Genomic DNA, 13,404 nt, shown 5'->3' on the forward strand with positions numbered 1-13,404 from the left:
GTCTGTCCCATGGGCATCGATATCCGCGACGGGCTGCAACTCGAATGCATTACCTGCGCGCTTTGCATCGATGCCTGCGATGGCGTGATGGACAAGCTCGGCCGCGAACATGGCCTGATCGGTTATTCGACATTGTCGGACTATACGTCCAACATGGCGCTGGCGACCGCGGGCAACACCGCTTCGATCGATCCCGGCCGGGTCCGTGACGCCGATGGAAAGTTCGTGTCTTCCGTCCGGCATTTCAACTGGCGGGTCATCTTCCGGCCGCGCATCATCCTCTACACCGCACTTTGGTCGCTGGTCGGCATCGGCATGCTGATCGCACTGGGGCTGCGCGATCGGCTGCAGCTCGATGTGCTGCATGACCGCAATCCGCAATATGTGCTGGAATCGGATGGTTCGATCCGCAACGGCTACACGGTGAAAATCCTCAACATGAAGGCCGAGCCGCGCGCGGTGACGCTGTCGGTGAGCGGCATGCCCGGCGCCACGATGAGCATTGCCGGCGAAAGCTGGTCGCGCGGCGCCTCTTTCAACGCCGATGTCGAGCCGGATTCAGTGCGGACGATCAAGCTCTATGTCGCCATGCCGAAGGATCGGCTGTCGGACGGGACGCAGGATTTCACCTTCCATGTCGAATATCGCCAGACCGGCGAAAGCTATGACTACAGAGCCAGTTTTGTGGCTCCGGAGAAATGAGATGACAACCGCGACAGACACGCCCCAACCCTTCACCGGCTGGCACATGCTCGCCATCCTCGTCGCTTTTTTCGGCGTGGTCATTGCCGTCAACGTCACGATGGCGACCTATGCGAGTTCGAGCTGGAGCGGCCTGATTTCCAAGGACACCTATGTCGCCAGCCAGGACTTCAATGTCGAGGCGGCAAAAGCCCGGCGCTGGCTGGCCGAAGGTTTCAAGGGCGAATTCACGGTCAAGGACAAGGTTCTGGAGTATACGTTGAAAGGTCCGGCTGCCAAGCTGGACCACCTGACGGAGATCAGCGCCATCTTTCACAGGCCTGTCGGTGACAAGCAGGATTTCACCATCAAGCTGAAGAAGGTCTCCGACGGTTTCTTCACCGCTGAGCACAATCTTGCTGTGGGCCAATGGATCGTCGATCTCGCGGCAATCGAGAACGGCGAGACCGTCTATCACGAGGCTGAACGCATCTATTTCGCGGGGAAGACGAAATGAGCTGCTGCGCACCCGGCGCCGAGGACGGGTTCGATGAGGGCAGGGCGCTGCCGTCCTCCGAGGAGCTCTGGCTATCCTCGAAGCCTTTGGGCGATGGCCGCCTACAGACCGATTTTAGCGTCCCGGACGTGCATTGCGGCGCCTGCATCACCACGATCGAGGATGCGCTCAACAAACTGCCGGAGGTGGAACGCGCCCGGGTCAATCTCTCGACCCGGCGCGTATCGATCGTATGGCGCGATATGCGCGATGGACTGAGGACTGATCCTGCACGCTTCGCTGAAGCGATCGCCGCCACCGGCTATAGCCTCAACCTTTTCCAGGATATCGACGCCGGCAGCGACCAGCTACGCAATGATTATCTCCGGGCCGTCGCTGTAGCGGGCTTCGCCGCCACCAATATCATGCTGCTGTCGGTCTCGGTCTGGTCCGGTGCGGAAGCGGCCACGCGCGACCTCTTTCACTGGATTTCGGCGATGATCGCCGCACCGGCGCTGATCTATGCCGGCCGCTTCTTCTTTCGCTCCGCCYGGAATGCGCTGAAACATGGCCATACCAATATGGACGTGCCGATTTCGCTTGCGGTCACGCTCTCCTATGCCATGTCGCTCTGGGAGACGATCCATCACGGCGAGCACGCCTGGTTCGACGCGACCGTGTCGCTGCTTTTCTTCCTGCTCATCGGCCGGACGCTCGATCACCTGATGCGCGACCGTGCCCGCGCCGCCGTCGTCGGTCTCGCCCGGCTGTCGCCGCGCGGCGCCATGGTGATCGGCGCCGATGGCAGCCGCGATTATCGCCCCGTCGGAGACATCCGGCCGGGAGACCGGCTGGCAATTGCCGCCGGCGAACGTATCCCCGTCGACAGCGTCGTGCTGTCGGGGACAAGCGATATCGATTGGTCCATCGTCAATGGCGAGAGCGCTCCCCAACCGGCCGCCAGGGATAGCCGCCTGCTTGCCGGCACGCTCAACCTCACGGGCGGGCTGACGGTCGAAGCGATGGCCGAGGCGAAAAACTCCTTCCTTGCTGAAATCATCACCCTGATGGAAGCGGCAGAGGGCGGCAAGGCACGCTACCGCCGCATCGCCGATCGCGCCGCGCGCCTCTATTCGCCCGCCGTTCATCTTCTGGCACTGATCTCGTTTCTCGCCTGGGGCATTTTGGGCGGCGACTGGAAGCAGGCCATGCTGGTGGCAATCTCGGTACTCATCATCACCTGCCCCTGCGCACTCGGCCTTGCCGTGCCGGTCGTCCAGGTCATCGCCGCAGGCCGACTTTACCGCAGGGGCATCATGGTCAAGGACGGTTCGGCCATGGAGCGGCTGGCGGAAGCGACCACGGTGCTGTTCGACAAGACAGGCACGCTGACCATGGGCCGGCCGCGGCTTGTCAATGTTGGTGAGATTGATCCGCAGGTGCTGGCCGTCGCCGCCGGGCTGGCGGAGCATTCGCGCCATCCGCTGTCACGCGCAATAGCGGTTGCTGCAAAGACAAGGGCTGAGTTCTCGGACGTGAAGGAAATTCCTGGCGAGGGACTGGTTGCGACGGATGACAAGGGCCTATGGCGGCTGGGAAGTCGCGCCGCCAGCAGCATCACCACCTGTGAGGCACCCCCCTCTGTCCTGCCGGACATCTCCCCCTCAAGGGGAGAGATTGGCAAGAGGCGCGCTTACCTCCCCATCACAAACGTCGAGATAGGCGCGAACGCCTGCCGCGAGTCGATCTCCCCCCTTGAGGGGGAGATGCCCGGCAGGGCAGAGTGGGGTGTCACAGGCGCCAGCCTAGCTGGCTCGGACCACTCGGCTTATTCAGAGAGTGTGCTCTCGCTGAACGGTGCTCCCATCGCCTCCTTCCGCTTCGAGGACAGGCTGCGCCCACAAGCAGCCGAAACCATCCGCGAACTCCCTCACCAGAAACTGTCGACCGGAATTCTCTCCGGCGACCGCGAGCCGGTGGTCGCCGCCATCGGCCGCCGGCTCGACATCTCCTCCTGGAAATCTGGCCTCGACCCGCAGGGCAAGGTCAACGCGGTCGAACAGGCTGCGGCAAACGGCGCCAAGGTCCTGATGGTCGGCGACGGCATCAACGACGCGCCGGCGCTCCGCTCAGCCCATGTCTCGATCGCTCCATCCACTGCCGCGGATATCGGCAAGCAGGCCGCCGATTTCGTCTTCATGCGCGATGGCCTCGACGCCGTTTGGCAAGCGATCGATGTCTCGCGCCGGGCGGGCCGCCTGATCCGCGAGAATTTCGCGCTCGCCATTGCCTACAATGTCATCGCCGTGCCGGTCGCCATTGCCGGCTATGCCACGCCGCTGATCGCCGCTATCGCCATGTCGACCTCGTCGATCATCGTCGTGGTCAATTCGCTGCGGCTGAATCTCGGGGAAGACGATCAGATTGCACAGGCGGCAGCCGGCGTTTCCCCGAAAGTGCCTGAGGTGCTGCCGATATGAATGCACTCGTCTTTCTCATCCCCATTGCGCTCGGTCTTGGCGGGCTGGGGCTGGCTGCCTTCCTCTGGTCGCTGAAGAGCGGTCAGTACGACGATCTCGAAGGCGCATCATGGCGCATCCTGGAGGATGACGACAATAAGCCTGTTGGCGGCGGCCGGAGGTGAGATCTGGTTTCAGGCCGTGGACTCCAAATCTGTCAGATCATGTCGCTTTATCGTCACCTTGAATCATCGATGCTTACTCCATAAAAGCGCTTTGCGATGTCATTCAATCCCAAAGATTTCCGCTGATGTTATACCTCTCGACAGTGGACGACACGTTCGAACTATCCGGTCGAAGCTCGCTTGTCGTTGCTCCTGGTATCTCGAGGCGTAATGAGCGCCAATGGAAGATCAAGATCGGAGATGCTGTCATGTTGGAAGCACCCGACGGGACAATTCATCACACAATCATAGGCGGCATTGAAATGCTGTCACCGCCTCATCCTGACTTCATCCCTTTCATGCTTGGACCGGGCATCACGAAGCAGATGGTTCCGATCGGCACGAAAATCTACGTGCACGAGCGAGCGGCTCTCTAATCGGCTTACGAGTTCGCAGCCTGGCCGGTATTCTTCGGTTCCTCATCCATCAGCCCCAGCGCATAGACGCCACTCTTCGGCCGTTCGCCACCCAGCGCATCGCCAAAATCAGCCACCGCATATTCCGCGACAAGCACCAGCCTGTCCGTCGGCAGGTCTTTGCGCTGCGGATCGCCGATCAACACCTCGATGCCGGCCGCATGGCAGCGGCTGAGAAACGCAAGGGCCCGTGTCGCAAGCTCGGCCGCGTAAAACAAATCGCCGACGAGCACGATAGCGGCAACCGGCGGCTCCTCTTCCAGGATATCCGCGCATCTGAACTCCAGGGTGACACCATTCGCCTCGGCATTCAGGCCGGCCGCGACGATGGCGACCGGATCGACATCGACCGCCACGACATGGCGTGCGCCGGATTTCATCGCCGCGACGCCGACAAGCCCCGATCCCGTCCCGAGATCGACCACGCGTCGTCCAGCAACGATCTCCGGCCGGGCGAGGATATGTCGCGCGAGCACGGCCCCACCAGCCCACTGATAGGCCCAGTAGGGCGGCACGTCATTATCCCGGCCCAGCAGTCGCCAGAGACCACTGCCGGCCTGGGCCGTGTAGAGCAGGATTTCCGGCACCGACTGCGCCGGCTGGAGCCGCAGGTTCTCTTTTATGAACTGGCGCGGCTCCGGGCGTTTCATGCCTGGCAACCGCTTCAGCGGATCGCGTATGGATCGAATTTCGAGAAAATCGACGGATCGAGTCTGGCCGACATCGCCTTGACGTTGCGGTCAAGCTGGGGCGCCTTGGTCGTGCCGAGAAGGATGCTGGCGACCACCGGTTCGTCGAACGGGAACTGCAGCGCCACCGTCGCGAGATCGGTGTCTTCTGCCTTGGCGATGTCCTGCATCTTGCCGACGCGATCGAGCACATCCTCGTTGGCAGGCCCGTAATTGAAGGTCGCGCCCGGCACCGGACCAGTCGCGAGAATGCCCGAATTGAACACGCCGCCAATGATGAAAGACGTGCCGCGCTCGCGGCAGAGCGGCAGCAGCTCCTTCTCGGCGCTGCGGTCGAGCAGCGTGTAGCGGCCGGCCATCAGGATGCAGTCGAGATGGGTTTCCTTGAGTATGTCGAGCAGTACCTCGACCTCGTTGACGCCGAGGCCCCAGGCCTTGATCACGCCCTGGTCACGCAGGTCGTTCAGCCGCTTGATGCCGCTGTCGCGGAATGCCTTCATATGTGCGGCATTCTTCTCCTTGCCATGGGTGAATTCGCCAATGTCATGGACGAAGAGGATATCGAAGCGGTCGAGACCGGTGCGCTTGTGGCTGGCTTCCAGGCTCTTCATGATGCCGTCGCCGGAATAGTCGTATTCGAGCTTGATCGGATGGGCGTCGACGAAAGCATGGTCCTCCGCCTCTTCCTTCGGCACCCGGTGCAGGATGCGGCCGACCTTGGTGGAGATCACATAGTCCTGGCGCTTCTTCGTCTGCAGGAAACGGCCGGTTCGCTCCTCGGACAGGCCGCCGCCGTAGTGCGGCGCCGTGTCGAAATAGCGGATTCCAGCTTCCCAGGCGGCGTTCAGAACGCCCTCTGCGTCCTGATCGGAAACCGGATGGTAGAGATTGCCAAGCGGGGCGGTACCGAAGCTGATTTCGGTGACTTCGAGGTCGGTCTTGCCGACGCGGCGGGTCTGCATGGGAGTATCCTCAGTGAAATCCATGGCGGTGGAAACGCTGCCCATAAAACACAGCCGGCAGACCTCCGCAACCGCTTACGGACCGTGCTCATACATTTCCAATCGTCAAACTATCCTAATGGGATGGGCGGGATTTGAACCGCCATTAACCCTGCGACAATTCATGTATTTTGCTGTCGGTTTTTTAATTTGACTTTGCGGTATCCGGAGCCCATATCGCAATCATGTCCGGTGCGCCCGGCATATATCGTCAACGACCCTCAAGAGGGATCATGTCTAGCAACGACCATAGTCGATCGACCGTGCCGCTCACGGCCTTCGCGCTTGCCTGATCCCTGATCGGCTCGCCCGCGACTGGCCCTGAGCGGCCAGTCAGAAACGAGGTGAGCCATGAACACCGCAATCCGGTTCTTCGCCGAACAACTCCGTCGTGCCTCGGCACCGCGCGACCCCAATGAAATCTTCGCCGAGCGGCTGACGTTCGGGGAGCGGCTTGCCGATCGCGTTGCGGCTGTCGGCGGCTCCTGGAGCTTCATCATTGGGTTCGGGCTGTTCCTTGTCGCATGGGCAGCTCTCAACACCGTGATCCTCGCGGCCAACGCGTTCGATCCGTTCCCGTTCATCTTCCTCAACCTGATGCTCTCCATGCTGGCGGCGCTGCAGGCCCCGATCATCATGATGAGCCAGAACCGGCAGGCGGCCAAGGACCGGCTCGAAGTGCGGCTCGACTACGAGACCAATCTTCGCTCCGAGGCCGAGATCGCCAACCTGAACGCCAAGGTCGACGCGCTGACCGAGGAAATGGCTCTGCTGGTGCGGCTGCAACTGCGCCGGGATCATCGGGATGAGGATGTCGTGACGGCGTGAATATGCTGTCCATTCGTGGCAGAATTACCGAAACAAAAGAGGCCGGGCATCGTCTGGCCTCTTTTGTTGCTGACAGGCCAATCATTCGGCTTCGAATCCCTATTGATTGAAGACGCCACCGAGAGTTAGTTTCCTATTTCAAAGGCGGCGGCAATCGGGATGATTGCCGCCCAAGGTGGCATTGCCGGCTGGATCATGCCGCGTGCCGTGCTGAAGGAGGCTACGACGCCGGAGATGATGGATGTCTGAACAGGGACGCTGGTCGGGACGCAATATCGCCAAGGACTTTGTGCGTGACCGCATCTGGCGAACCCTCGAGGATACCGGCGTCGCCGTCGGTCCGGCCTGGAGCATGATCCCAAATTTCGTCGGCGCCGACATGGCCGCCTGGCATCTGGCCCAGACGCCGGAATGGAAGTCGGCGCGCACCATCAAGACCAATCCGGATGCGCCGCAGATTCCCATTCGCCTGCGCGCTCTTTACGAAGGCAAGATCGTCTATGCGCCCGTGCCCTATCTCACCAAAGACTTCCCCTATCTCAGGCTCGATCCGGTGATCCTGACGGCCAACGGCATTTCCTACGAACTTGCCGCCACGTCGCAGGGTTTCATCGAGCACGGCGAAAGGATCAGCTTCGAGGAGGTCGAGAGGCTGGATTTCTGCGTCCTCGGATCCGTGGCGGCGAGCCGCACAGGCGGCCGAACCGGCAAGGGCGCCGGTTTCGCCGATCTCGAGACTGCGATCTTTCGCGAGCTTGGCACCATCACGGAAAGGACGCCGGTGGCGACCACTATTCATTCCTGCCAGATCGTCGGCGACGACGATGTGGTGGTCGAGGCGCATGATTCCCCGCTCGACATGATCGCCACCGAAAAGGAACTGATCGTCACCGGCAACAGACAGCCTCGCCCGAACGGCGTCGACTGGGACCGCGTCCGCCAGGACCAGTATGACAGCATTCCCTTCCTCGTCGAACTCAAGAACCGGATGCTTGCACGCCGGGAAACGGCCAAATGATCACCATCGGCGGCCAACTGATTGGCGGGATTTCGAATGCGTCGCCAATGTTTGGAGTATTATTTTTGGCGCCGAAAAAATCAATCGTTCGCTTTCGAAGCTTTAAATAATACTTTTCATCAAAATGGAAAATAATAGAGGCGAGCCGCACATGAAGTTCGTCAAGAACACTCGCCCGCTGCCATAAAGATTTGAATTTTGCTTCGAATCGTATACCTAATCGCAATGTAAGCACCACGCGGCTTCCCTATGGCCGCGTTTTACCGGCCGTCCGGGTACCCCACATCAGCCCGGACGGTCAGCCTGGCGCGACTGCAACGACGGTTGCGCGATTGCGCCTGAGTTCGATGAACATATGGCCGAACAGAGCGGCGAGCACTACGGCGCCGCCGACCTGCGTCGAATGCGACGGCACTTCGCTCATGAAGATCCACACCCAGAGCGGCGTCAGCGGCACTTCCAGGGCCACCAGCAGGCTGGCATCGACGGCCGGGATATGCTTGACGCCGAATGTGTAGACGGCAAGCCCGAAGCCGTTCTGGATTATGCCGAACATCACGATCAGCAGCACATCGCTGCTGCCGATCGACAGCGGATGCGCAAACCAGACGGTGAGCAGCGAGCAAAGCCAGGCGGAGGACGCCATGGCCGGCAGCATCTGCACGTCGCGATACTTGCGCATGATGATCGACAGGCTGGCGACCGTCAGCGACATGATCACAGCCAGGCCCTTGCCGAGCAGCGTGCCGCCGCCTTGCGTGTCAGCGACCATATAGACCACGCCGGCAAAAGCGATGAGGCTTGCTATCACGGTCGTCAGGTTCGGTTTTTCCCCGAGGAAGAGATAGGCGAAGCCGGCGGTGATGAACGGCGCGGTCGCATAGATCACCATGCTGTCGGCTATTGTCGTGTAGTAGAGAGAGCCGATGCCGGAGATCATGCTGAGCGCCGAGAACAGCGCGGCGAGGAAGGTGGGCCAGCGCATGGAGCGGAGAATCGCCCAGGCCCTGCCACGCTCCATGGCAAAGAACAGCAGGAACACGGTGAAACCGGAAACGATGCCGCGCAGGAACAGAATGGTCATCACGTCTGTGTGGATAGCGCGAATGAACAGGCCCGACAGTGACCAGAGCACGGCCGACAGCGCGACATTGGCCACACCCCAGCGATAGGTTCTTTGTTCTGAGTCGGTCATGCGGGGAATCCGGACGGGAGAAAGCCCCGACTAACATTCTTCGTAGCCGGGCGACAAGGGTTGCCGCGCCGACGCAGATGAGATTTTGCCGACTGTGTCAAGAATGTCCGGGCGTTGCCGCCGGGAGGGAAATCGGCAATAGTCCCGCGCGTCCCGCCGCCGAGACCCCACTATGAAAATCACCGCCATCCGCGCCACGCCGGTCAACATTCCGTTCCACGCACCCTATCGCTTCAGCTACGGCTCGATTGCCTCGCTGACCAAGACGGTGATCGAGCTCGACACGGACGAGGGTGTGACTGGCCTCGGCGAATGCGCCGATGGCAACCGTGCCGCCGATGTCGTTGCCGCGGGCGAAAAACTGATCGGGCTGGACATCCGCGACATCGCTACCGCCGAGCGCCGACTGGTGCCCGGCATGCGCTACACGCCCTGGGGCAACGTTACTGCCATCAGGCGCGTTTTCGGCGGCATCGAAATGGCGATGTGGGATGCGCGCGGCAAGATCGACGGCGTGCCGCTCTATCTGTTGCTCGGCGGCGCGGTGCGGCTCGACATCCCGCATACCGAATATTTCAGCTATCGCTTTCCCGGCCCGAGCCATCCAGGCGAATCCTCGCCGGTCGAGATCGCCCGCTACTGTGCCGAGATGATCGAAAAGTTCGGCGCCGATATGTTCGAAGGCAAGATGGGCACGGTCGGCCTGGACGAGGAGATCGACATGGTGCGCGAGGTCCGTGCCGCCATCGGCGACAGGCCGCTCCGCCTCGACGCCAATGGCGGTTGGACGGTGCCGACAGCGCGCGAGGCACTGAGAAGGCTGGAACCGTTCGACATCCAATGGTTCGAGGAGCCGGTCGAGACCTACGAGGAAATGGCAGAGCTCAGGCTGCATTCGAAGGTCTCCTTCTCCGCTCATACGATCGACCTGCCGAAGGCCGTGCGCCTGCGCGCGCCCGATGCCATTGTCACCAATATCAACGAACATGGCGGCATCCGCCACGCCGTCGAATTCATCCGCGCCTGCGAAATGTTCGACATGGGTTTCCGCTTCCACAGCGGCGAGACGGGCGTTGCGAGCGCCGCCTATCTGCACCTCACCGCAGCTTTGGAGCATGTGCGGAATGCGAGCCAGACTTTGTTCCGCTGGTATGCGGATGATGTCATCGAAGGTGGGCCGTTGCTGTTGAAGGATGGTGCCGTGCGTGTGCCGGAGGGGCCAGGACTGGGCGTGATGCTGGATGCGAAGGCGTTGAAGCGCTGCCATGAACGATTTCTGGCGGAGGGCGCATTTCCTGGGGCGAAGAACGCCGCCTACGGCGATGGGTTTCGAAAGGGGTGACGATTGAGGGGTGTATTTCCGTCGCATAAGACTTTAAAAATTTGCAGAGCAGCGAGATCGAGAGGGCTTGTGGCTCTCATGCGCCGGGGTTCGCTTATCAGCCTGTTGTTACCGCGCGCATTTGTTTGGGGCAGTACAGTCGCGATGGCCGAGAAAAATCCGAGCGGCCTAGCGCTGGCAGACCTCGTTCCCGGCGGAAGCACGCCGACCGTCGCTGGCGAGGACATTTCGCTAGCGATGATCAGACGGGTCCAGGAGGTCGCATGAGACCTGGCTGGAGTCGGAAGCTGAACTTGGCGTTTATTGTGCTCGTGCCAGTGCTATTGGTGCTGGGCCAGGAGGCTTGGTATGATTTCTGGAATCTCGACGGTTTTTTCTGGCCTGAGTCTGGGCATCGGCGGATCGAAGACATGGCAGCGGTTCTCAAAAGGATCAAAGCGCCAGCTCGTTGGTGTTATCCGTCTGAAAACAAGCTGAATCTGCTTCAACAGAGCTATTATTGGGACACTACCTTCAATCATTGCGTCGTCAGCATCCAGCCTGCCACCGATTTTATCGAAAAGGACTTTGCTGGCCGGGAGACAGATGGTTACGCCAAGCGTTTCTATCGTGCAACCTTAGGAAGCTACGTCTGCGAAGTTACCCTGTCTACAGATCGTGGTGATGATCGCATAGTGGGGTCCGATTGTTACTACGGCTTGTTTCGCTCCAAAGACGACAAGGGTGTCGGGATGACCGACGATCCCTTTGGCTAAGCAGATATGGACTCCAGCCTGCACAATGTTGCAAACCGATAAATTGATGTGATGACTGCGGTTGCTACTCGCACGCTCTCTTGCACGCCGCGACCAGTACGGCATAAGACTGATATATAGGTATAGACATAAGGGGACAGCACCACATGGCCGACACGATCAAACTCAAAGTGGACGTCGCCTCCGATTTGATTTTCGACGCCCTCGTCGGTGCGGGCACGGTCGCCCGCAATGCCCGCTATTTCGCCGACGCCATCCTCGACACCGAGCTGTCCGGCATGGAAGGCCATGGTTTCTACTGGCTGCAATATTATTGCGAGCATGTGCAGACCGGCAAGGTCGACGGTAAGGCGACGCCGACGGTAAAGAGGATGTCGGTCGTTTCCTTCCGCGTCGATGCCAAGAATGGCTTTGCCCATCCGGCGATCGAAAAGGGTTTTTCCCACCTCATCCCGGCCGCGCAGGAATATGGCGTTGCTGCGATGGCGGTGCATAATTCCTATAATGCCGCGACGCTCGGCTATCACACTGGCTTCATCGCCAAGCACGGCTTGCTGGCCTTCGGCTTCACCAATTCGACGCCGGCGATCGCCCCGGTCGGCGGCAGCAAACCGGTGATCGGCACCAATCCGATGTCCTTCGCCGTGCCTGGCCGCAAGGGCAAGCTCGCCTTTCTTATTGACCAGTCCTCCTCGGCCGTCGCCTGGACGGCGGTGAAGACCGCGGCGGACGAACATCGCGCCATCCCACTCGGTTGGGCGATCGATCGCGACGGCAAGCCGACCACCGATCCGGAAGAGGGCCTGAAGGGCTCGATGGCGCCGTCCGGCGGCTATAAGGGTTTTGGCCAGGGCCTGATCGTCGAAACCATGTGCGCAGCCTTGGCCGGCGCCAATCGCGGCCTGGAAATGGGCTCGTTCATGGACAATGATGGCCTGCCGATCGGCTGCGGCCAGTTCTTCATCGCGCTGGAGCCGAAAGTGTTTTCCGGCGGCTTGTTCGACAAGCAGATCGAGCGCCTCGTCGCCTCGATCACCGGCCAGCCCGGTGCCCGCATGCCGAATTCGCGCCGCGAGGAGAATTATAGGAAGCTGATGAAATCCGGCATTCCCATTGACAAGGCGCTCTACGAGAAACTCAAGAGTTTCGCCAAGAAATAGGGGCGGGCGATGGATCAGGCGACCGGTCGCACCATCTTCAAGGACGAACGCAAGCGCACCTTCCTCAATGCCGAAGGCGCCGACAAGCCGTTGAAGAGCCCGCTGCCGCCGGATGTGCTGGAGCGGGCGCGGGCCTATCGCATCGGCCGCCTGCGCAGGCTCTTGCGAGAAAACGACTGCGCCGCCGCTCTCCTCTACGATCCCGTCAATATCCGCTATGCGCTCGACAGCCCTAATATGCAGGTCTGGTCGCTGCACAATCCGGTGCGCTATGCGCTGGTTTTCGCCGAAGGTCCGGCGCTGCTCTTCGACTACAAGGGCGCCGAGCATTTTTCAAAGCACATCAAGACCATCGACGAAGCCAAGCCTGCGACCTCCTGGATCTTCGTCATGGCTGGCGACACCGGTCCGCGTCAGGTGACGAAATGGGCGGCCGAGATCGATGACCTGATGCGTGAGCACGGCCACGGCAATCGCCGCATCGCGGTCGACCGGCTCGATGTCAAAGGCGTCCGCGGCCTGGAAAAGCTCGGCCTCGACGTCGTCGACGGCACGCCGATGACCGAGACGGCGCGTTCGATCAAATCGGCCGACGAAATCGAACTGATGCGCTGGACGATCCGCGTCTGCGAGGCCGGCATGGCGCGCATCTATGAACATTCCGTCCCCGGTGTCACCGAGCAGGAACTCTGGGCGCATCTGCATTTCGAAAACGCCCGCTCCGGCGGCGACTGGCTGGAGACCAAGCTGCTCACCTGCGGACCGAACACCAATCCCTGGTATGCGGAATGCTCCGACCGACCCTGCCTGCTTGGCGAGATGATCGCCTTCGACACCGACATGATCGGACCTTACGGTTATTGCGCCGATCTCTCCCGCTCCTGGACCTGCGGCTATGCGAAGATGACGGCCAAACAGCGCGAGCACTATTACGCTGCCRTCGAACAGGTCGAGCATAATCTGTCGCTCTTGCGCGACGGCCTCGATTTTCGAGAATTCAACGAGAAATCCTGGAAGATCCCCGAGCGCTACCAGCCTTACCGCTATTCGCTCGCCGTCCATGGCGTCGGCATGGCGGACGAATGGCCGTTGGTGCTCTGTCATACCGATTTCGAGCACAATCAGGGCGGCCGCTTCGAG

At 60.9% G+C, this 13,404-nt stretch carries 15 protein-coding genes; 11 read left to right on the plus strand and 4 right to left on the minus strand.

Annotated elements, in window-relative coordinates; genetic code table 11:
* The 5 genes from AC1D06_RS39000 to AC1D06_RS39020 all read left to right on the plus strand — a co-directional run.
* The coding region (locus AC1D06_RS39000; RefSeq protein ID WP_477990925.1) for a FixG Ig-like domain-containing protein at nt 1-702 on the plus strand (702 nt) is incomplete at its 5' end.
* 1 nt (nt 703) lies between these two features.
* Complete coding sequence (locus AC1D06_RS39005) at nt 704-1,198, plus strand: FixH family protein (RefSeq protein WP_477990926.1); 495 nt, start codon at nt 704-706, stop codon at nt 1,196-1,198.
* Entirely contained in the window at nt 1,195-3,657 is a 2,463-nt protein-coding gene (locus tag AC1D06_RS39010; protein ID WP_477990927.1) for a cation-translocating P-type ATPase, read from the plus strand. Before AC1D06_RS39005 ends, AC1D06_RS39010 begins: the two co-directional genes overlap by 4 nt.
* Entirely contained in the window at nt 3,654-3,821 is a 168-nt protein-coding gene (gene ccoS, locus AC1D06_RS39015; RefSeq protein WP_477875844.1) for a cbb3-type cytochrome oxidase assembly protein CcoS, read from the plus strand. Before AC1D06_RS39010 ends, ccoS begins: the two co-directional genes overlap by 4 nt.
* A gap of 248 nt (nt 3,822-4,069) precedes the next feature.
* The gene (locus AC1D06_RS39020) at nt 4,070-4,237 is read left to right on the plus strand and encodes a hypothetical protein (RefSeq protein WP_477875843.1); all 168 of its coding nucleotides are present in this window, start codon (nt 4,070-4,072) and stop codon (nt 4,235-4,237) included.
* A 5-nt stretch (nt 4,238-4,242) separates the two neighbouring features.
* On the opposite strand, the gene AC1D06_RS39025 is transcribed toward AC1D06_RS39020, so the two are convergent.
* Entirely contained in the window at nt 4,243-4,926 is a 684-nt protein-coding gene (locus AC1D06_RS39025; RefSeq protein ID WP_477875842.1) for a class I SAM-dependent methyltransferase, read from the minus strand.
* Between the two features lie 14 nt (nt 4,927-4,940).
* A complete protein-coding gene (locus AC1D06_RS39030; RefSeq protein WP_477990928.1) occupies nt 4,941-5,927 on the minus strand; it encodes an aldo/keto reductase in 987 nt (328 codons plus the stop codon).
* A gap of 390 nt (nt 5,928-6,317) precedes the next feature.
* On the opposite strand from AC1D06_RS39030, the gene AC1D06_RS39035 reads away from it, so the two are divergent.
* The gene (locus tag AC1D06_RS39035; RefSeq protein ID WP_477990929.1) at nt 6,318-6,794 is read left to right on the plus strand and encodes a DUF1003 domain-containing protein; all 477 of its coding nucleotides are present in this window, start codon (nt 6,318-6,320) and stop codon (nt 6,792-6,794) included.
* A gap of 241 nt (nt 6,795-7,035) precedes the next feature.
* On the plus strand, nt 7,036-7,812 hold the full coding sequence (locus tag AC1D06_RS39040; protein WP_477875839.1) for a 5-formyltetrahydrofolate cyclo-ligase: 777 nt from the start codon (nt 7,036-7,038) through the stop codon (nt 7,810-7,812).
* Here the strand turns inward: AC1D06_RS39040 and AC1D06_RS39045 are convergent.
* Together AC1D06_RS39045 and AC1D06_RS39050 are read right to left on the minus strand one after the other, a co-directional pair.
* A complete protein-coding gene (locus AC1D06_RS39045) occupies nt 7,772-8,050 on the minus strand; it encodes a hypothetical protein (protein WP_477875838.1) in 279 nt (92 codons plus the stop codon). The genes AC1D06_RS39040 and AC1D06_RS39045 overlap by 41 nt on opposite strands.
* Nucleotides 8,051-8,110: 60 nt before the next feature.
* The gene (locus tag AC1D06_RS39050; protein ID WP_477875837.1) at nt 8,111-9,007 is read right to left on the minus strand and encodes a DMT family transporter; all 897 of its coding nucleotides are present in this window, start codon (nt 9,005-9,007) and stop codon (nt 8,111-8,113) included.
* Between the two features lie 172 nt (nt 9,008-9,179).
* On the opposite strand from AC1D06_RS39050, the gene AC1D06_RS39055 reads away from it, so the two are divergent.
* The 4 genes from AC1D06_RS39055 to AC1D06_RS39070 all read left to right on the plus strand — a co-directional run.
* Nucleotides 9,180-10,349 (plus strand): mandelate racemase/muconate lactonizing enzyme family protein, encoded by a 1,170-nt coding sequence (locus AC1D06_RS39055; protein WP_477875836.1) that lies wholly within the window; start codon nt 9,180-9,182, stop codon nt 10,347-10,349.
* A 263-nt stretch (nt 10,350-10,612) separates the two neighbouring features.
* On the plus strand, nt 10,613-11,104 hold the full coding sequence (locus AC1D06_RS39060) for a hypothetical protein (protein WP_477990930.1): 492 nt from the start codon (nt 10,613-10,615) through the stop codon (nt 11,102-11,104).
* A gap of 146 nt (nt 11,105-11,250) precedes the next feature.
* Nucleotides 11,251-12,264, plus strand: a complete 1,014-nt coding sequence (locus AC1D06_RS39065; RefSeq protein WP_477990931.1) for an Ldh family oxidoreductase — start codon at nt 11,251-11,253, stop codon at nt 12,262-12,264.
* Nucleotides 12,265-12,273: 9 nt separating this feature from the next.
* Nucleotides 12,274-13,404, plus strand: a 1,131-nt coding sequence (locus AC1D06_RS39070) for a M24 family metallopeptidase (protein WP_477990932.1), incomplete at its 3' end; no start/stop codon positions are given.

This window comes from Rhizobium sp. P2_G2 (genome assembly GCF_056403555.1).